General features: G+C 61.0%; 19 protein-coding genes. 6 read left to right on the top strand and 13 right to left on the bottom strand.

Annotated elements, in window-relative coordinates; translation table 11 throughout:
• Positions 1-111: 111 nt before the first annotated feature.
• On the top strand, positions 112-2,217 hold the full coding sequence (locus HX881_RS10880) for a molybdopterin oxidoreductase family protein (RefSeq protein ID WP_177084372.1): 2,106 nt from the start codon (positions 112-114) through the stop codon (positions 2,215-2,217).
• Between the two features lie 174 nt (positions 2,218-2,391).
• The gene (grxD, locus tag HX881_RS10885) at positions 2,392-2,730 is read left to right on the top strand and encodes a Grx4 family monothiol glutaredoxin (RefSeq protein WP_017126318.1); all 339 of its coding nucleotides are present in this window, start codon (positions 2,392-2,394) and stop codon (positions 2,728-2,730) included.
• A 91-nt stretch (positions 2,731-2,821) separates the two neighbouring features.
• Here the strand turns inward: grxD and bfr are convergent, their stop codons facing one another.
• Positions 2,822-3,295, bottom strand: coding sequence for a bacterioferritin (bfr, locus tag HX881_RS10890; protein ID WP_017126317.1), 474 nt, complete (start codon positions 3,293-3,295; stop codon positions 2,822-2,824).
• A 199-nt stretch (positions 3,296-3,494) separates the two neighbouring features.
• Positions 3,495-3,713 (bottom strand): bacterioferritin-associated ferredoxin, encoded by a 219-nt coding sequence (locus tag HX881_RS10895; RefSeq protein ID WP_017126316.1) that lies wholly within the window; start codon positions 3,711-3,713, stop codon positions 3,495-3,497.
• A 299-nt stretch (positions 3,714-4,012) separates the two neighbouring features.
• Between HX881_RS10895 and HX881_RS10900 the strand changes: the two genes are divergently transcribed.
• Complete coding sequence (locus HX881_RS10900; protein ID WP_017126315.1) at positions 4,013-4,615, top strand: peroxiredoxin; 603 nt, start codon at positions 4,013-4,015, stop codon at positions 4,613-4,615.
• Between the two features lie 75 nt (positions 4,616-4,690).
• On the opposite strand, the gene rnt is transcribed toward HX881_RS10900, so the two are convergent.
• Positions 4,691-5,368: a ribonuclease T gene (gene rnt, locus HX881_RS10905; protein ID WP_017126314.1), complete on the bottom strand. Its 678-nt coding sequence runs from the start codon at positions 5,366-5,368 to the stop codon at positions 4,691-4,693.
• Positions 5,365-6,411, bottom strand: a complete 1,047-nt coding sequence (gene pyrC / locus HX881_RS10910) for a dihydroorotase (protein ID WP_177084374.1) — start codon at positions 6,409-6,411, stop codon at positions 5,365-5,367. The genes rnt and pyrC overlap by 4 nt, the downstream gene beginning before the upstream one ends.
• Positions 6,412-6,567: 156 nt before the next feature.
• Between pyrC and HX881_RS10915 the strand changes: the two genes are divergently transcribed.
• Both HX881_RS10915 and HX881_RS10920 read left to right on the top strand, forming a co-directional pair.
• Positions 6,568-7,473, top strand: a complete 906-nt coding sequence (locus tag HX881_RS10915) for a flagellar protein MotY (protein ID WP_017126312.1) — start codon at positions 6,568-6,570, stop codon at positions 7,471-7,473.
• 128 nt (positions 7,474-7,601) lie between these two features.
• Positions 7,602-8,819, top strand: a complete 1,218-nt coding sequence (locus tag HX881_RS10920; protein WP_007938916.1) for an argininosuccinate synthase — start codon at positions 7,602-7,604, stop codon at positions 8,817-8,819.
• Positions 8,820-8,990: 171 nt separating this feature from the next.
• On the opposite strand, the gene HX881_RS10925 is transcribed toward HX881_RS10920, so the two are convergent.
• On the bottom strand, positions 8,991-9,530 hold the full coding sequence (locus HX881_RS10925) for a hypothetical protein (RefSeq protein ID WP_042935326.1): 540 nt from the start codon (positions 9,528-9,530) through the stop codon (positions 8,991-8,993).
• A 913-nt stretch (positions 9,531-10,443) separates the two neighbouring features.
• Here HX881_RS10925 and HX881_RS10930 point away from each other — a divergent pair.
• The gene (locus HX881_RS10930; protein ID WP_017129960.1) at positions 10,444-11,070 is read left to right on the top strand and encodes a response regulator transcription factor; all 627 of its coding nucleotides are present in this window, start codon (positions 10,444-10,446) and stop codon (positions 11,068-11,070) included.
• Positions 11,071-11,205: 135 nt separating this feature from the next.
• Here HX881_RS10930 and HX881_RS10935 read toward each other — a convergent pair whose 3' ends face one another.
• From HX881_RS10935 to metG, 8 genes are all read right to left on the bottom strand, one after another.
• Positions 11,206-11,385, bottom strand: a complete 180-nt coding sequence (locus HX881_RS10935; RefSeq protein ID WP_017126307.1) for a PA3496 family putative envelope integrity protein — start codon at positions 11,383-11,385, stop codon at positions 11,206-11,208.
• A gap of 107 nt (positions 11,386-11,492) precedes the next feature.
• Complete coding sequence (nth, locus tag HX881_RS10940; RefSeq protein WP_017126306.1) at positions 11,493-12,131, bottom strand: endonuclease III; 639 nt, start codon at positions 12,129-12,131, stop codon at positions 11,493-11,495.
• 7 nt (positions 12,132-12,138) lie between these two features.
• Positions 12,139-12,744: an Rnf-Nqr domain containing protein gene (locus tag HX881_RS10945; RefSeq protein WP_177084376.1), complete on the bottom strand. Its 606-nt coding sequence runs from the start codon at positions 12,742-12,744 to the stop codon at positions 12,139-12,141.
• On the bottom strand, positions 12,737-13,336 hold the full coding sequence (locus HX881_RS10950; RefSeq protein ID WP_177084378.1) for an RnfABCDGE type electron transport complex subunit G: 600 nt from the start codon (positions 13,334-13,336) through the stop codon (positions 12,737-12,739). The genes HX881_RS10945 and HX881_RS10950 overlap by 8 nt, the downstream gene beginning before the upstream one ends.
• Positions 13,333-14,334 carry an RnfABCDGE type electron transport complex subunit D gene (locus tag HX881_RS10955; RefSeq protein WP_177084380.1) on the bottom strand — a complete coding sequence of 334 codons (1,002 nt, stop codon included), beginning with the start codon at positions 14,332-14,334 and terminating at the stop codon, positions 13,333-13,335. The genes HX881_RS10950 and HX881_RS10955 overlap by 4 nt, the downstream gene beginning before the upstream one ends.
• Positions 14,321-15,325: an electron transport complex subunit RsxB gene (gene rsxB / locus HX881_RS10960; RefSeq protein ID WP_177084382.1), complete on the bottom strand. Its 1,005-nt coding sequence runs from the start codon at positions 15,323-15,325 to the stop codon at positions 14,321-14,323. Before rsxB ends, HX881_RS10955 begins: the two co-directional genes overlap by 14 nt.
• The gene (locus HX881_RS10965; RefSeq protein ID WP_177084384.1) at positions 15,322-15,909 is read right to left on the bottom strand and encodes an Rnf-Nqr domain containing protein; all 588 of its coding nucleotides are present in this window, start codon (positions 15,907-15,909) and stop codon (positions 15,322-15,324) included. The genes rsxB and HX881_RS10965 overlap by 4 nt, the downstream gene beginning before the upstream one ends.
• Before the next feature lie 111 nt (positions 15,910-16,020).
• Positions 16,021-18,072, bottom strand: a complete 2,052-nt coding sequence (metG, locus tag HX881_RS10970) for a methionine--tRNA ligase (RefSeq protein WP_177084394.1) — start codon at positions 18,070-18,072, stop codon at positions 16,021-16,023.
• Positions 18,073-18,089: the final 17 nt, after the last annotated feature.

Genomic DNA, 18,089 nt, shown 5'->3' on the forward strand with positions numbered 1-18,089 from the left:
GATGCCCCTCGATTCACAAGACGAACGTCGCTGGCGGGCTTATCCGTCACGGGCCATAGTTCTATTCCCGCAACCTGAGCGAGGTTGCCTCGAATAAAACAGAGACTGGCCATGACCAAGACTCTTCATCACCGTGCCTGCCATCTGTGCGAAGCCATTTGTGGCCTGACCATCGAAACCACCACCAGCGAAGACCGGGTGCAGATCACCTCGATCAAGGGTGACCCCCAGGACACCTTCAGTCGTGGTCATATCTGCCCGAAAGCCGTGGCCCTGCAGGATATCCAGAATGACCCGGATCGCCTGCGGCAGCCGATGCTGCGGGTCGGCAGCGAATGGCAGCCGATCGAGTGGGAGGCTGCCTTTGCCCTGGTCGCCGAGCGCCTCGGGGCGATCCAGGCCCGGCATGGCCAGAACGCCGTGGCGATCTACCAGGGCAATCCCAGCGTGCACAACTACGGGCTGATGACCCACAGCAACTACTTCCTCGGTCTGCTGAAGACCCGCAACCGTTTCTCCGCGACGTCGGTCGACCAGTTGCCGCAGCACCTGAGCAGCTACCTGATGTACGGCCACGGCCTGCTGCTGCCGATCCCGGATATCGACAACACCGACTTCATGCTGATCCTGGGCGGCAACCCGCTGGCCTCCAACGGCAGCATCATGACCGTACCGGATGTGGAAAAGCGCCTGAAGGCCATCCAGGCACGTGGCGGCAAGCTGGTGGTGGTCGATCCGCGCCGCAGCGAAACCGCGGCGATGGCCGACCAGCACCTGTTCATACGCCCGGGCGGCGACGCGGCGCTGCTCTTTGGCCTGCTCAATACCCTGTTCCAGGAAGGTCTTACCCGTGACAGCCATCTGCCGGTGGACGGCCTGGATGACGTCCGCGAGGCCGTGGCCGGTTTCACGGCTGAGGCCATGAGCCCGTTGTGCGCCGTGCCCGCCGAGCAGATCCGGCAGTTGGCGCGTGACTTCGCGGCGGCGGACAAGGCCGTCTGCTACGGGCGCATGGGGGTCTCCACCCAGGCCTTCGGCACGCTCTGTCATTGGTTGGTGCAACTGATCAATCTGGTGACCGGCAACCTCGACCGGGTCGGCGGGGCGTTGTGCACCAGCCCGGCGGTGGACCTGGTGGCCTCGACCGCGGGCGGGCATTTCAACCGTTGGCAGAGCCGGGTTTCCGGCTTGCCGGAGTACGGTGGCGAGCTGCCGGTGTCGGCGCTGGCCGAGGAAATGCTCAGCGAAGGCGAAGGGCAGGTGCGGGCGCTGGTCACCGTGGCCGGCAACCCGGTGCTGTCGACACCCAACGGCCGCCAACTGGAACAGGCGCTGGATGGCCTGGAATTCATGGTCAGCATTGACCTGTATATCAACGAGACCACCCGCTACGCCGATCTGATCCTGCCCTCGACCTCGGCGCTGGAGAACGATCACTACGACACCACCTTCAACATGTTCGCCGTGCGCAACGTCACGCGTTTCAACCGGGCGATCCTCGCCAAGCCGGAAGGCGCCCTGCATGACTGGGAGATCTTTGTCGGCCTGGCCAAGGCGTTTGCCGCGCTGACGGGCAAGGAACTGAAGCCGACGATGCCGCCGGCGCAGATGATCGACATGGGGCTGCGCCTGGGGCGTTACGGCGATGCTTCCGAGCATAAGCTGTCGGTACAGGCCCTTGCCGGGCATCCCCATGGCGTCGACCTCGGGCCTTTGCGCCCGAATCTCGGCAAGCGCCTGAAAACCCCGGAACAGCGTGTCCAGGCCGCGCCGCCGGAGATCCTCGCCGACCTGGCGCGCTTCGCCGCGCAGCAGGTGCCCGAGGCGGGCGAACTGCTGATGATCGGGCGGCGGCATGTGCGCAGCAACAACTCCTGGATGCACAACTACCATCGGTTGGTGAAGGGCAAGCCGCGCCACCAGTTGCTGATGCACCCCGACGACCTGGCCAGCCGCGGGCTCGATGACGGGCAGCGGGTCCGGGTCAGTTCGCGGGTCGGGATGATCGAGGTCGAGGTACTCGCCAGCCTGGAGATGATGCCGGGGGTGGTGAGCCTGCCCCATGGTTGGGGGCATGCCCGGCCGGGCGTGCAGATGAGCATCGCCAGCGGCCAGCCGGGCTCCAGCGCCAATGACCTGACCGATGAGCGCCAGTTGGATGAATTGTCGGGCAATGCTGCGCTGAACGGCGTTCCGGTGCAGGTGGCGGCGGCCTGAGTCAGGGGTTTGCGTATGGCAGCGGACATTATGGCAGCGGACTTGCCCGCGAACCGCCGCAGACGGCCAGGCAGACGCGATATCCGTCGGGGAGACCGAGCACCACGCTCGGCTTTCCGATACAATGCGTCACCGTGCCGACAACTGAGTCGGAAAGTTTAGCCGAGGTGTTCCATGGATATCATCGAAACGATTAAAGAGCAGATTGCCAACAACACCATTCTGCTTTACATGAAAGGCTCGCCGAATGCCCCTCAATGTGGCTTCTCCGCGAAAGCCGCTCAAGCTGTCATGGGCTGTGGTGAGAAGTTCGCCTACGTGGACATCCTGCAGAACCCGGAAATTCGCGCCAACCTGCCGAAGTACGCCAACTGGCCAACCTTCCCGCAACTGTGGGTCGGCGGTGAGCTGGTCGGCGGTAGCGACATCATGGCTGAAATGTTCGCCAACGGTGAACTGCAGAGCCTGATCAAGGACGCTGCCGAAAAAGCCGCGGCCAAGACCGAAGCCTGATTTCGCCAGACCCCGGACAGCGTCCAGCGCTGCCGGGGGTAAAAAAGCCCCGCCTCTCCATAAGAGGGCGGGGCTTTTTACTGGAGGCGGGTTATTCGTCGCCCATCTGCGATTGCAGATAGTTTTCAATACCGACCTTGTCGATCAGGCCCAATTGGGTTTCCAGCCAGTCGATGTGTTCTTCTTCGGATTCGAGGATGTCTTCCAGCAGTTCGCGGCTGCCGAAGTCACCGGTCTTTTCGCAGTGGGCAATCGCTTCTTTCAGATCCTTGTGGCCTGTTCTTTCGATCTTCAGGTCGCACTCGAGCATTTCCTTGGTGTTCTCGCCGATATGCAGCTTGCCCAGGTCCTGCACGTTCGGCAGGCCCTCGAGGAACAGGATGCGCTTGATCAGCTTGTCCGCGTGTTTCATCTCGTCGATGGACTCGTGGTACTCGTGCTTGCCCAGCTTGTTCAGGCCCCAATCCTCATACATGCGGGCATGCAGGAAGTATTGATTGATCGCGACCAGTTCATTGGCAAGGATCTTGTTGAGATGCTGGATGACTGATTTGTCGCCTTTCATGATGGGGTCCTGCCCTGTAATAGCTGTCTATAAGGCAGAGTTTGATCCCGGCAACTTCGAGTGTCAAACCTAAGTTATTGAATAATATATGAAAATTAATCGGAATAAGAATGTTTGTGTTCCGCGTCTCGGCGCTAAGCGATTGAATTACAGGCATAAAAAAACCGGACATCAAGTCCGGTTCTTTGAATCGCGGTATTTACGCCGCTGAAAATTCTACCGCGTAAGGCAGGGCAGCCTGGCTGCTTTGCAGCTCGGTCAGGGTTTCACGTACCACTTGCTTGGCCAGGCACGCACATTTGCCGCATTGGCTGGCAACACCGGTCGCCTGGCGTACTTCGCGGTAGCTGCAGCAACCCTCGAAGATCGCATCGCGGATTTGTCCGTCGGTGACGCCAGTGCAGAGGCAGACATACATAAGGTGAGAACCGTCGCTGGTTAGGGCTCAATTGCCATGGATCTTAATGTTAACGAGAATGATTGTCAAAGTGGTTTATGTAAGCTTTTTGTCAGTTCGGCGATTGGCTGACGAACGGGGACCGGCGCCTGGCGATCGGTGTCGGGACGACTTTGCAAAAACCGTTTAGGAGCGTCAAAAAACGCGGTGTATGATGGTCGGTTCCAAGGACACGGGATCGTGTCACAGGCTTGTCGCTCAAGGCTGGCAGGCTGGGCGCACGATCTTGTTCTGAACGTTACTACACCAGGAGATATCCAATGAGCGTACTCGTAGGCAAACAAGCCCCCGACTTCACCGTCCCGGCCGTATTGGGCAATGGCGAAATCGTCGACAGCTTCACCCTGTCCTCGGCCATCAAAGGCAAATACGGCCTGGTGTTCTTCTACCCGCTGGACTTCACTTTCGTCTGCCCGTCCGAGCTGATCGCCCTGGACCACCGCATGGACGATTTCAAGGCGCGTAACGTTGAAGTGGTTGCCGTTTCCATCGACTCGCACTTCACCCACAACGCCTGGCGCAACACGGCCATCAACGATGGCGGCATCGGCAAGGTCAAGTACACCATGGCTGCCGACATGAAGCACGAAATCGCCAAGGCCTACGACGTGGAGTCCGAAGGCGGCGTGGCTTTCCGTGGCGCGTTCCTGATCGACGACAAGGGTGTTGTCCGTTCGCAGATCATCAACGACCTGCCGCTGGGCCGTAACATGGAAGAGCTGATCCGCCTGGTCGACGCCCTGCAATTCCACGAAGAGCACGGTGAAGTCTGCCCGGCCAACTGGAAGAAAGGCGACAAGGGCATGAACGCTTCGCCAGAAGGCGTTGCTGCTTACCTGACCGAGAACGCCGGCAAGCTGTAAGCCGCCGTTTCACGGACAAAAAAACCGGCCTTGAGGGCCGGTTTTTTTATGGGCGGGAGCTGCTCTGACGAGCGATCAGTCGTTGAAGTCTTCCCAGCCGCCCATTTCCTTCCAGCGATTGACGATGCCGCAGAACAGTTCGGCAGTCTTCTCGGTGTCGTAGCGCGCCGAGTGGGCTTCGCGACCGTCGAAGTCGATATCGGCGGCCTGGCAGGCCTTCGCCAGCACGGTCTGGCCATAAGCCAGGCCCGCGAGGCTGGCGGTGTCGAAGCTGGAGAACGGATGAAACGGGTTGCGCTTCATGTCCAGTCGCGCGACCGCGGCGTTGAGGAAGCCCAGGTCGAAACTGCTGTTGTGTCCGACCAGGATCGCGCGTTTGCAGCCGTTGGCCTTCAGCGCCTTGCGCACACCACGGAAGATGTCGGTCAGCGCGGTTTCTTCGCTGACGGCCATGCGCAGCGGGTGATCGAGCTTGATCCCGGTGAACTCCAGGGCGGCGGCCTCGATATTGGCGCCTTCGAAGGGTTCGACGCGGAAGAAGTAGGTGTGCTCGGGGAACACGAAACCTTTTTCGTCCATGCCGATGGTGGTCGCGGCGATTTCCAGCAGCGCGTCGGTAGCGGCGTTGAAACCACCGGTTTCTACATCGACGACGACCGGCAGGTAGCCGCGAAAGCGTGCGGCCATCGGGTGGCGCGAGCCACCTGAGTTGCCATTGCCTTCCAGTTCGTCATCGAAATGGTCTTCACTCACAGCGTTTCCTCCAGCAGGCGCCAGCGCAGTTTTTCACCGGCGCGCAGCGGGATTACGGACAGCTCGCCAAATGGCAGGCTGGCGGGGGCGGTCCACTCTTCGCGGACCAGGGTGATGCGCTCGCTGTTCGGGGCCAGGCCGTAGAAGCGTGGGCCGTGCAAGCTGGCGAAGCCTTCGAGCTTGTCCAGGGCATTGCGTTGTTCGAACGCCTCGGCATACAGCTCGATGGCTGCGTAAGCGGTGTAGCAACCGGCGCAACCGCAGGCGGCTTCCTTGGCATGCTGGGCATGGGGAGCCGAGTCGGTGCCGAGGAAGAACTTCTCGCTGCCGCTGGTGGCGGCGTCGAGCAGGGCCTGCTGGTGGGTGTTGCGCTTGAGGATCGGCAGGCAGTAGAAGTGCGGCCGGATACCGCCCACCAGCATGTGGTTGCGGTTGTACAGCAGGTGGTGCGCAGTGATGGTCGCACCGACGTTGGCCGGGGCCTCGTTGACGAACTGCACCGCGTCGGCGGTGGTGATGTGTTCGAACACGACTTTCAGCGTCGGGAAATGCTCGACCACGCGACGCATGTGTTCGTCGATGAACAGCTTTTCGCGGTCGAACACGTCGACGTCGCCGCGGGTCACTTCACCGTGGATCAGCAGGGGCATGCCGACTTCGGCCATGGCTTCCAGGACCGGGAAGATCTTGTCCACGCTGGTCACGCCGGAGTCCGAGTTGGTGGTCGCACCGGCCGGATAGAGCTTGGCCGCGTGGACAAAGCCGCAGGCCTTGGCGGCGCGGATTTCCTCGGGCTGGGTGCGGTCGGTGAGGTAGAGCACCATCAGCGGTTCGAAACGGCTGCCGGCCGGCCGGGCCGCGAGAATGCGCTGGCGATAGGCATCGGCTTCGGCGGCGTTGCGTACCGGAGGCACCAGGTTGGGCATGATGATGGCGCGACCAAAGGTGCGCGCAACATCCGCTACAGTGTGGGGTAACACAGCACCATCGCGAAGATGAATATGCCAGTCGTCGGGACGCAGCAGGGTCAGGCGGTCGGACATTGGGGATTCCAGGCGGGTCGAACTGATGGGAATGCTACCGGAAAAGACTCTATCAGGCACTCGCTATCAAGTTTTGCCGCACGCGACCGATATCCAGAACGTATGGCGTAGAACCGGTACGCCAGTCTCAAAGTCGTGGAACCATTGGAGCCTCCCGTGCGCCAGCGTTATTTAGCCCTGCTCAGTATGTTCGCCAGCCTGCCCGCCATGGCGCTGACTTTCCAGACCCGTCTGGAGAGCATCGAGTGGAAGGTGGAAGGTGACAAGTTCGAGTGCCGGCTGGCTCAGCCGATCACCGACTTCGGTTCGGGCGAATTCGTGCGCCGGGCCGGCGAGCAGGCGATCTTTCGCCTGAAAGCCTATAACCACGTGCTCGGTGGCGGTTCGGCGACCCTGCTGGCCGCGGCCGCCCCCTGGCAGCCGGGACGCGGCGATATCAACCTGGGGTCGGTGAAAGTCGGCAACGGCGATGTATTGTTCAACAGTTCCCAGGGCCAGGCCGGTGGTCTGTTCCATGGCCTACTCGATGGCCGCAGCCCGGTCATTCGCCATTATTCGCGGGACGGCGGGGTTTCCGAGGTGCGGCTGCTGCCGGTGAAGTTCACCCAGGCCTACAGCGACTTCCAGGCCTGCACCGCCAAGCTGCTGCCGAAGAACTTCGAGCAGGTGAAGCAGGCCGAGATCGGCTTTCCCGGTGGCGGCATCGACCTGGACGCCCAGGCCAAGGCCCAGTTGCAGGTGATGCTGGACTTCATCAAGGCCGACCCGAGCGTCAATCACATCGAACTCGACGGTCACTCGGACAACAGCGGCAATCGCCTGACCAACCGCGACCTGTCGCGTCGACGGGCGCTGTCGGTGATGGAGTTCTTCAAGGCCAATGGCATCCCGGAATCGCAGATCGTCATGCGTTTCCATGGTGAGCGCTACCCGCTGGCCCCCAACACCAACCCCGCCAACCGGGCGAAGAACCGCCGGGTCAACATTCATCTCGAGCGTGTCCCCGCGCCTGAAAAGGCGGCGCCGACAGCCGCGGCTGGAAACGCGGCGGCCACTTCCTGAATCGGCTGTCATCGTCGCCCGTTCGACATTATCTGTCGCTTTGTCGTCCTTAGCTGTCGCGCCTCTGTAAATTCATGGTTTTGGCCGGTAGAATCGCGCCTTTCCGTACAACCCCGTGGAGTGATGGCATGGCCGACGTAAACAAGGTCGTTCTCGCGTATTCCGGCGGCCTGGACACTTCGGTGATCCTCAAGTGGCTGCAGGATACTTATAACTGTGAAGTGGTGACCTTCACCGCGGACCTGGGTCAGGGCGAAGAGGTCGAGCCTGCTCGTGCCAAGGCGCAGGCCATGGGCGTGAAAGAGATCTATATCGACGATCTGCGCGAAGAGTTCGTGCGTGACTTCGTCTTCCCGATGTTCCGTGCCAATACCGTCTACGAAGGCGAGTACCTGCTGGGTACCTCCATCGCCCGTCCGCTGATCGCCAAGCGCCTGATCGAAATCGCCAACGAAACCGGCGCCGACGCCATTTCCCACGGCGCGACCGGCAAGGGCAACGACCAGGTGCGTTTCGAGCTGGGTGCCTATGCCCTCAAGCCAGGCGTCAAGGTCATCGCGCCATGGCGTGAATGGGACCTGCTGTCCCGTGAAAAGCTGATGGATTACGCTGAAAAGCACGCGATCCCGATCGAGCGTCACGGCAAGAAGAAGTCCCCGTACTCCATGGACGCCAACCTGCTGCACATCTCCTATGAAGGCGGCGTGCTGGAAGACACCTGGACCGAGCACGAAGAAGACATGTGGCGCTGGACCGTCTCCCCGGAGAACGCTCCCGACAAGCCGCAGTACCTGGAACTGACCTACCGCAACGGTGACATCGTCGCCCTGGACGGCGTCGAGATGACTCCGGCCACCGTGCTGGCGACCCTGAACCGCATCGGTGGCGAACACGGCATCGGTCGTCTGGATATCGTCGAGAACCGCTATGTGGGCATGAAGTCCCGCGGCTGCTACGAAACCCCTGGCGGCACCATCATGCTGCGCGCACACCGGGCGATCGAGTCGATCACCCTGGACCGCGAAGTCGCTCACCTCAAGGATGAGCTGATGCCCAAGTACGCCAGCCTGATCTACACCGGCTACTGGTGGAGCCCTGAGCGTCTGATGCTGCAACAGATGATCGATGCTTCCCAGGCCCACGTGAACGGTGTGGTTCGCCTGAAGCTGTACAAGGGCAATGTGATCGTTACCGGGCGCAAGTCCGACGAGTCGCTGTTCGATGCCAATATCGCGACGTTCGAAGAAGACGGCGGCGCCTACAACCAGGCTGACGCGGCAGGCTTCATCAAGCTGAACGCACTGCGTATGCGCATTGCCGCAAACAAAGGACGCAAGTTGTTCTGATCCGCCTGTTTGCATGAAAAGCCCCGGCCGGCAGGTCGGGGTTTTTTTTGCCCGGGAAGCGCTGCTCCGATGGCGCCAGGGGAGCACAGGGGCGTGCGCACGGACAGAAGAGGGGTCAGGCGGGAGGTGGGTTGGGGAGAGGCTTTCTTCATCAAGGATCAAACCTGCTGTTCATTCCCTTGGGTCGTCTCGATGATGCTTGAGTTCGAATCGATAGTTCCTGCCCAACTCCCATACCTGGCGGACGGTCAGTTCCAGCGTCTGGGCAATCTCCATGGCGGTGTATCCCAGTGCCGCGTAATGCATGGCGTGCCCGGCGACTACATCATCGGCGAGTGAGCCGGCAGGTTCTGAAAGAGTACTTCGGTATTTCCGCGGCGTGGACAATGGACGGCGATGGGGGATTCTCAGTCCCTGTTCCTGGGCGATCCTTCTTATCTCTCCTTTATTCATTTTCAATGAGTATTGCAAGGCGGATATTCCCGCACCTTTTGTTATGAGGTTTTTCAGTAGCTCAACTTTTCTTGCATATTCTTCCTTTGTATCGACTTCTGTTTCCACTGGGGCTGGTATTTCAGCATCGCCGCGGCTTGCTTCTTTTGCCGGGGCAGGCTCTATCGTTCCGCCACGCTTGATGAACTCGGTGATGGCGAGCTCGAGATCATGGGGTTTATAGTTGTTCTTCTGTTTGTTTATAGTGGTGTTCTTCATAAAGTATAGCCTGCTCGTAAAGGGGGATAGGCCGTCGTGACTTTCTCGTCTGAAAAAGTCAGTTGTTATGGTGTTTCCTGTTTTTAAAAAGCTAGCGGTAGAGCATATGGTTTGCAAGAAAAATATGCCGCTCAATTGTTTGGTTTTTTTCTGGAAAGGCTGATTTTAAAAGTTCGGTAAGTATTCCCTGTGCCGCGTAGTACGTTTCCTTTAGTTTGGGAGGTGATGGATTTAAATGTTTTGGTGGTATTTACTTGAAGTCGAAAGAGCTGCTGTTTTCAATATATCAGGAGTTTTTCGGAGTGAGCAATCCGCTATTCAAATGCGCATCATGCCTATTCAAAAGCATTTTCTCATGAGATGTCAGGCCGGTACTTGAAGGAAACCATGCCGAGCCTTGGGTGTTTAATGTCTGGCCAGGATGACGACAATGGCGCGATGGGGACAGTGTTTATCTGTCGTGGGCCTGGAATTTTCGAACCTCGGGCGGCGGTCGTGCGCCATTGATGATCTCCGGCGTGTGCGGAAGGAGTGGGGTTATTTCTTGTTGCAGAAAACCATTAGACATCCGGCGCCTGGCGTCTCTAATGTTTATCCGTGACGGGTAGCGTCTTGTATGCAGATGTTTGTCTACCCTGTTTATCCGTATCTTCTCCAGCATCATTGAAGCTGCATCCGGGCAGCGGACCAGAGGGTTATGAGGTAACGTTCCTGACTGTTGGATAAATCGATTGTCACCTCGCTCCTGAAAACAGCACTTTTCTTGTAGTGCTTTTTTTGTAGGGCAAATCCTTGTTGTTTGTAGGGAAGGTCTTTGGCTGGTACTGCTCGGGGTAGGCGCTATGCCCAGGAGGTTGTGACTAGGCTATTGTGCTGACTCTGAAAATTCGAACAGCGAAAATTGGACTTGCCCATGAATAAAGTGCTGATCGTGGATGATCATCCCGTCATTCGCCTTGCCGTACGCATGCTGATGGAACGGCATGGCTACGAAGTCATTGCGGAGACGGATAACGGCGTGGATGCCTTGCAACTGGCGCGAGAGCATGCACCGGATATTGTTATACTCGATATAGGAATTCCCAAGCTGGACGGGCTGGAAGTCATTGCCCGCCTAACTTCCATGGGGCTTTCTTTCAAAGTGCTGGTACTTACTTCACAGGCTCCCGGCCATTTCTCCATGCGTTGCATGCAGGCGGGTGCCGCCGGTTATGTGTGCAAGCAGCAGGACCTTACCGAAATGCTGAGTGCCATAAAGGCCGTTCTTTCCGGCTACAGTTATTTTCCCAACCAGGCGTTGCATACCGTGCGCTCCAGCATGGGCAATGCCAGCGAGGCGGACATGGTCAACCGGCTTTCGGGTCGGGAAATGATGGTCCTGCAGCAACTGGCCCGGGGCAAGAGCAACAAGGAAATTGCCGATGGGATGTTCCTGAGCAACAAGACGGTCAGCACCTACAAGACCCGCTTGCTGTTGAAGCTGAACGCCCGCTCACTGGTTGACCTGATCGAACTCGCGCAGCGCAATGGCCTGGTTTGAGACGAACAGGCGCACCATTCGGGCAATGTGCAGGGAGAGTTGACGACCACAGGGTCATGAAGGCGGTACGGCAGGCGAGTCGTCATAGCCAAAAAGCCTCCGATAAGGAGGCTTTTGAGGGGGGATCTACATCACTTACAGGTCAAAATCGTAATCAGCCAGCTGCTTTTGCAGGCGGCGTTCTTCCAGCAGGTTGTCGATGGTGCGACGCTTGCTCAGATTGGTCTTCGCTACCTCCACCGGAGGTTCTGTTTCGTCCGAATCGACCTGCATCAGGTCGTCCTCTACATCCAGTGCTTCTTTATCGGTACTCATAAAGTCAACTCCGGGCTAAGACTGCCGTTGGCGCTCCTTATAACGATAATTATCTGTCGGGTAAAAAAGATTTTTTCAATCGACTTATCAATAAAAGCAATAGCGGCTCAATCGTCGGATGTCTTGTGCTTGTATTCGCACAGGTCTTCGATCCGGCAACTGCCACAGCGCGGCTTGCGGGCCTGGCAGACGTAGCGCCCGAGCAGGATCAGCCAGTGATGGGAGTCGAGCAGGTATTGTTTTGGCACGAATTTCATCAACTGCTTTTCCACTTCCACCACATTTTTTCCCGGGGCCAGCCCCGTCCGGTTGCTCACTCGGAAAATATGCGTATCGACCGCCATGGTCAGTTGCCGAAAGGCCGTGTTGAGGACCACGTTGGCGGTCTTGCGACCGACCCCGGGCAGGGCTTCGAGTTCTTCCCGGGTCTGCGGGACCTGGCTGCCATGGCGTTCGATCAGCAGGCGGCAGGTCTCGATGACGTTTTTCGCCTTGCTGTTGTAGAGGCCGATGGTCTTGATGTACTCGGACAGGCCCTCAACCCCCAGCGCATGGATCGCCTCGGGCGTATTGGCTACCGGGTACAGCCGGGCCGTGGCCTTGTTCACGCCGACGTCGGTGGCCTGGGCGGAAAGAATCACGGCGATCAGCAGCTCGAACGGCGACGAGTAGGCCAGTTCGGTCTTGGGCTCTGGATTGTCCTCGTGGAGCCGGCGGAAAATCTCCAGGCGTTTGGCGGCATTCATGGGGCAGTCATTTCCTTTGAAGCACTTGGTTTGAGGTTGAACGCAGGGTCCAGGCTTTTTTTCCGGCCAGCAGCAAACCCAGCAGGAGGAAGGCTCCCGGGACCAGTCCTGCAAGGTGCAGGCCGTTCTCGGCGGCGAACAAGGTGATGGGGCCGTGGCTGGCGGTTCCGGTCCACCATTGCAGATGATCCAGCAGCGTACCGTTCGCCAGTAGTTCGCGCAGCAGGCCCAGGCTGCCCAGCAGGACGCCGAAGCCCGCGAACAGGCGGATATTGTCGTTCAGCCTGCCCGGTTGGAAGAAGCCCAGGTGCTCGAGCGCCAGGCACTGCACGCTGAGCAGCGCCAGGTAGATACCCAGGGCCTGGCAGAGCTCCCAGGACCAGGCTTGCAGTCCCAGGGACACCAGGCTGACACTACCGGCCGCCAGCAGAACATGTGCCGGCCACACCAGTTCCGGGTGGATCCAGGGCTTCAGCGCGCGACCCGTTGCCGTATAGATCAGGACCACGGCCACGCTCGCCAGCCATAACGAGATCGCCTTGACCAGCAAGTCGCTGGCTCCGAGCAGGGGCGGGAGCATCAGTGAGCCCGGCAACAACCTGGTGCTATTCATGGCCGCTGCCTCCCAGCAGTTGATCCCGGTGTTCGTCAAAATAACGCAGGGCATCGTGAATCGCGTTGAGCGCTGCCCGGGAGGTAATCGTCGCCCCGGCCATCGAATCGAATTGCCCGCCGTCCTGTTTCAGGTCCCACGCCGCGTCGGGGGTGTCGCTCCGGGACTTTCCGAGAAATCCACCCAGCCAGGCATTGCCTTCTTCGGCGATCCTGCCGCCCAGTCCCGGTGTCTCCTTGTGCGACAGGGTTTTCACCCCCAGCAGCTTGCCGCTCGCGCCGATGCCGACCAGCAGTTCGACAGGGCCGCCATAACCCTGGGTGGTGCTCTGGAGTATCACTGCCACCGGTTGCCCCTGCTGCAGCATCCGATAGCCGCGTATCAGGCTGCTGTGGGGCAACGGCTCACCGCTCAGCGCCAGTGGTTCCTGCTGATACTCGCCGGCCGGCAGCACCTGCGCCAGGGCCCGGGTCTGAATCGCCTGCTGCTGCGCCTGGATTCGTGGTGTCGCCTGCTGGTGCAGTTCCCAGGTCAGGCCGGCGACCAGCGCCGCCAGCAGTGTCAGGACAAACAGCGAGCGTGTTCTGCTCATGGCGCCACCTGCTCCGAGCGGGGCAAGGACCAGCGCTCCAGCGTCGGCACCATCAGGTTCATCAGCAGCACCGCGAAGGCCACGCCATCGGGGTAGCCGCCCCAGGTGCGGATGATGTAAGTGAGCAGCCCGATGCCGGCGCCGAACAGCAGCCGGGCCCTGGCACTCCTGGGGCCTGAAACCGGTTCGGTGGCGATGAAGAACGCGCCGATCATGGTGGCGCCGCTCAGCAGGTGAAACACTGGCGAACCGTTGGAGTCCGAACCGGAGCCGTTCCAGCAGACCAGGCTGATGAGAAACAGGCTGCCGAGCATTCCGACCGGGGCGTGCCAGCTGAACACCCGTTGTTTCAGCAGAAACAGGCCGCCGGTCAGAAAGGCCAGGTTGACCCATTCGGCACCTTTGCCGCCCCAACGGCCGAAGGCGCCCTGGGTGGCGAACAGTTCCTCCATCGTCAGGCTCTTGTTGATCCGCAGCGTATCCAGGGCGCTCGCCTGGGCCCAGGCATCCGGCTGCCCGGCGAGATGAAAGCCCAGTACCTGCTGCAAGCCGCCCAGCAGGTCCATTCCATGGGAGGCGGGCCAGTGGGTCATGGATTGTGGAAACGCCACGAGCGCCAGGGCATAGCCCAGCATTGCCGGATTGAAGGGGTTCCTGCCGACTCCGCCATACAGGTGCTTGCCCGCCAGCAGGGCGCCGGCGCTGGCAAACACCGGCAGCCACCAGGGGCTGTAGGGCGGCAATGCCAGTGCCAGCAGCGTGGCGCTGACCAGGGCACTGCCGTCCATCAATGCCGGTCGGATCGGTCGTACCCGCAGGCGCAACACGCCGGCCTCCACCAGCAGCGCGGTGATCGCGCACAGCAGCAGGTTGATCAGCACGCCCCAGCCGTACCACAGGAACAGGGTCAGGGCAGCGGGCAGCGTGGCGAGCAGCACCCAGCGCATGGCTTGCTGGAGGCGCTCGTCCGGCTCTGCGCCGGCTTCACGGCGTAGCATGGGCGTCGACCTGGCGCTGGGCTTCCTCGAGCCGACGCTGGGCGTCTTCCAGCGCCTGCCCCGAGGTTTCCGGATCCCGCTGTAGCTTGCCCAGTTCGGCGCGGCGCATGGCCAACTGGATCTTCGCGCGCTTGAGTTCGGCGTCCCCGGGGGCGGCGGGGACGGGAGGCGGTGCACTGCTTTCCAGGCGGGCCAGGGCCTGTTCCGCGGCCTCGAACTGCTGCTGGAGGATGACCAGTTGGGCGGCCTGTTCGGCAATGGGCGGATGACCGAAGGCCTTCAATGATTTGTTCAACTGCGCCCGGCTCATGGCCAGGTCGATCCGGGCTTTTTTCAGCGCGGCGTCGGAGTCGAGCGCTTTTTGCGCCTTGACCCGCTCCAGGGCGGCCTTGACCGGATCGCTGGTCCCGCTGTCCGTCTGCGTCGGGCGCGGCGCGCGCGCCTGGCGTTCGGCGTGGCGGCGTTCCTCTTCGGCGTGCAGGCGCGTATTGCGCTGGTCGAAGCGACGACGGGCACGTTTGCGCTTTTCGCTGCGGGCCTGCTGTTGTTCGGCATTGAAGGCCAGGCCGCCGACAATCGGGACGACCTCGGCCAGCGGCAGCGGATGCATTTCAATGCAGTCCACCGGACACGGCGCGACGCACAGGTCGCAGCCGGTGCATTCATCGATGATCACTGTATGCATCAGTTTGGCCGCGCCGACGATGGCATCCACCGGGCACGCCTGGATGCACTTGGTGCAGCCGATGCACTCGGCCTCGCGGATAAAGGCGACCTGGGCGGGCGCGGTGCCGCGCTCCGGGTCCAGTTCCAGCACGGGCACCCGCAGCAGGCCGGCGAGGGCGGCAATGGTTTCATTGCCGCCCGGCGGGCACTTGTTGATGGGCTCGCCCCGGGCGATCCCTTCGGCGTAGGGGTGGCAGCCCGGATGACCGCATTTGCCGCATTGGGTCTGTGGCAGCAGCGCGTCGATATGTCGAATCAGACTCATGGTTTGACCAGTCCGTTGAAGCCGAGAAAGGCCAATGCAATGAGGCCGGCGCTGATCAGTTCGATCGGCAGCCCGCGAAACGGCAGGGGCACTTCTTCATGATAGGTGCGTTGGCGCAGGTCGTTGAACAGTCCCAGGACCAGCCAGAAACCCAGCCCCGTGCCCAGGCCGAGCAGGGCCGCGTGGCCCGCGCCATGGTCGTTCTGCGTGCTGGTCAGGGCCAGGCCGAGGATGCCGGCGTTTGCCAGCAGCAGCGGCCAGAGCCCGTCGAAAGGCAGGCCCGGTAGCCAGCGCGCCAACAGCTTGAGGCTCGGGCCGATCAGCGCGACGCTGAGCGGCAGGAACACCAGCAATTGCAGGGCGCCCAGGTCCAGCGGCAACAGCAGCAGGTGATAGAGGCTGTAGTTCAGCAGGGTGGCGACCAGCATCAGCCAGGTGGTGGCGATACCCAGTGCGTGCAGCTTGCGTCGTTCGGTTCCTGGCGCGCGTGTCGCCTGCAACAGCGGATCGACGGCCAACGGCCATTGCAACACGACGTTGTTGATCAAGGCGGCGCTGACAAGGATGAGAAGAAGGTCGGTCATGATCGTGCCGGGTGAACGGATAGCAGTGATTATCCGGCAAGGAGGCGGGCTGCACTAGTTATGAAGCGTCGCGAGCCACGATTGTGCGTGGCTCGCGGGGCAGGGAGGGGCTTACTTGATCCGCTGCCCGGGCTTGGCGCCGTTGTCCGGGCTCAGCAGATAGATTTCCTCGCCGCCGGGGCCGGCAGCCATCACCATGCCTTCGGAGATGCCGAAACGCATTTTCCGCGGCTTGAGGTTGGCGATCATCATGGTCAGGCGGCCTTCCAGCTCGGCCGGGTTCGGGTAGGCGCTCTTGATGCCGGAGAACACATTGCGTTGCTCGTCGCCGATATCCAGGGTCAGGCGCAGCAATTTGTCCGCGCCCTCGACCGCTTCGGCCTTGACGATCAGCGCGACGCGCAGGTCGACGGCGGCGAAGGTGTCGAAGTCGATCTCCGCCGACAGCGGGTCCTTCGTCAGTTCGCCGTTGCCTTGCGGGGCGGCGCTGCCGGTGTCGGTCTGGCTGGCGGCGAGGTCTTCCTTCGAGGCATCGGTCATGGCCTGCACTTTTACCGGGTCGATGCGGGTCATCAGCGGCTTGAACTCGTTCAACTGATGGTTGCCGAGCAGGGTGGCGTGGTCATTCCAGGTCAGCGGCGCGACGTTGAGGAACGCCTCGGCATCGGCGGCCAGCAGCGGCAGCACCGGCTTGAGGAAGATGATCAACTGGCGGAACAGGTTGATGCCCACGGCGCAGACGGCCTGGACCTCATCCTGCTTGCCTTCCTGCTTGGCCAGGGACCACGGTGCCTTGTCGGCGATCCAGGCGTTGGCGCGGTCGGCCAGGGCCATGATTTCACGCATTGCCCGGGCAAAGTCGCGGGCCTCGTAGGCTTCGGCGATGCTCGGGGTGGCGGCGAGGAACGCGTCGGTCAGTTCCGGGGCGGCGTTACCCGCGACCAGCACGCCGGCGTTGCCCTTGTGGATGAACCCGGCGCAACGGCTGGCGATATTCACCACCTTGCCGACCAGGTCCGAGTTGACCTTCTGCACGAAGTCTTCGAGGTTCAGGTCGAGGTCGTCGACACCCTTGCTCAGCTTGGCTGCGTAGTAGTAGCGCAGGTATTCCGGCGACAGGTGGTCGAGGTAGGTGCGGGCCTTGATAAAGGTGCCACGGGACTTGGACATTTTCTGGCCGTTGACGGTCAGGTAGCCATGCACGTTGATCCCGGTCGGCTTGCGGTAGCCCGCGCCTTCGAGCATGGCCGGCCAGAACAGGGCGTGGAAGTTGACGATGTCCTTGCCGATGAAATGGTACAGCTCGGCGGTGGAGTCCTTGCCCCAGAACGCGTCGAAGTCCAGGTCCGGGCGGCGTGCGCAGAGGTTCTTGAAGCTGGCCATGTAGCCGATCGGCGCGTCCAGCCAGACATAGAAGTACTTGCCCGGCTCATCGGGGATCTCGAAACCGAAATACGGTGCGTCGCGGGAGATATCCCACTGCTGCAGGCCGGCATCCAGCCACTCGGCGATCTTGTTCGCCACGGCGTCCTGCAGGGAGCCGCTGCGGGTCCAGGTCTGCAGCATGGCCTGGAAGTCCGGCAGCTTGAAGAAGAAGTGCTGGGAGTCCTTGAGCACCGGGGTCGCACCGGAAATCGCCGATTTCGGATCTTTCAGGTCGGTGGGAGCGTAGGTGGCGCCGCATTTCTCGCAGTTGTCGCCGTACTGGTCTTCGGTGCCACATTTCGGGCAGGTGCCCTTGATGAAGCGGTCCGCCAGGAACATCTGCTTTTCCGGGTCGAAATACTGGGTGATCGAGCGCGTGGCGATATGCCCGGCCTCGCGCAGGCGCAGGTAGATCTGCGTCGACAGTTCGCGGTTTTCTTCGGCATGGGTCGAGTGGAAGTTGTCGAACTCCACCAGGAAGTCGGCGAAGTCGGTGCTGTGCTCGACCTGGACGTTGGCGATCAGCTGTTCCGGGGTGATGCCTTCCTTTTCCGCGCGCAACATGATGGCCGAGCCGTGGGCGTCGTCAGCGCAGACGTAGATGCATTGGTTGCCGCGGTGCTTCTGGAAGCGCACCCACATGTCCGTCTGGACATACTCGACCATGTGGCCAAGGTGAATGGAACCATTGGCATAGGGCAGGGCGCTGGTGACGAGGATCTGGCGTGGCTCGGACATGGGGCTCGGCTACTTGA

It is taken from the genome of Pseudomonas gingeri, from assembly GCF_013386115.1.
Lineage (GTDB): Bacteria > Pseudomonadota > Gammaproteobacteria > Pseudomonadales > Pseudomonadaceae > Aquipseudomonas > Aquipseudomonas gingeri.

Coding starts and splice junctions, on each gene's coding strand:
- HX881_RS10880 (WP_177084372.1), top strand. CDS start 112: ATGACCAAGACTCTTCATCACCGTGCCTGCCATCTGTGCGAAGCCATT.
- grxD (WP_017126318.1), top strand. CDS start 2,392: ATGGATATCATCGAAACGATTAAAGAGCAGATTGCCAACAACACCATT.
- bfr (WP_017126317.1), bottom strand. CDS start 3,295: ATGAAAGGCGACAAATCAGTCATCCAGCATCTCAACAAGATCCTTGCC.
- HX881_RS10895 (WP_017126316.1), bottom strand. CDS start 3,713: ATGTATGTCTGCCTCTGCACTGGCGTCACCGACGGACAAATCCGCGAT.
- HX881_RS10900 (WP_017126315.1), top strand. CDS start 4,013: ATGAGCGTACTCGTAGGCAAACAAGCCCCCGACTTCACCGTCCCGGCC.
- pyrC (WP_177084374.1), bottom strand. CDS start 6,411: ATGTCCGACCGCCTGACCCTGCTGCGTCCCGACGACTGGCATATTCAT.
- HX881_RS10920 (WP_007938916.1), top strand. CDS start 7,602: ATGGCCGACGTAAACAAGGTCGTTCTCGCGTATTCCGGCGGCCTGGAC.
- HX881_RS10925 (WP_042935326.1), bottom strand. CDS start 9,530: ATGAAGAACACCACTATAAACAAACAGAAGAACAACTATAAACCCCAT.
- HX881_RS10930 (WP_017129960.1), top strand. CDS start 10,444: ATGAATAAAGTGCTGATCGTGGATGATCATCCCGTCATTCGCCTTGCC.
- HX881_RS10935 (WP_017126307.1), bottom strand. CDS start 11,385: ATGAGTACCGATAAAGAAGCACTGGATGTAGAGGACGACCTGATGCAG.
- nth (WP_017126306.1), bottom strand. CDS start 12,131: ATGAATGCCGCCAAACGCCTGGAGATTTTCCGCCGGCTCCACGAGGAC.
- HX881_RS10945 (WP_177084376.1), bottom strand. CDS start 12,744: ATGAATAGCACCAGGTTGTTGCCGGGCTCACTGATGCTCCCGCCCCTG.
- HX881_RS10950 (WP_177084378.1), bottom strand. CDS start 13,336: ATGAGCAGAACACGCTCGCTGTTTGTCCTGACACTGCTGGCGGCGCTG.
- HX881_RS10955 (WP_177084380.1), bottom strand. CDS start 14,334: ATGCTACGCCGTGAAGCCGGCGCAGAGCCGGACGAGCGCCTCCAGCAA.
- rsxB (WP_177084382.1), bottom strand. CDS start 15,325: ATGAGTCTGATTCGACATATCGACGCGCTGCTGCCACAGACCCAATGC.
- HX881_RS10965 (WP_177084384.1), bottom strand. CDS start 15,909: ATGACCGACCTTCTTCTCATCCTTGTCAGCGCCGCCTTGATCAACAAC.
- metG (WP_177084394.1), bottom strand. CDS start 18,072: ATGTCCGAGCCACGCCAGATCCTCGTCACCAGCGCCCTGCCCTATGCC.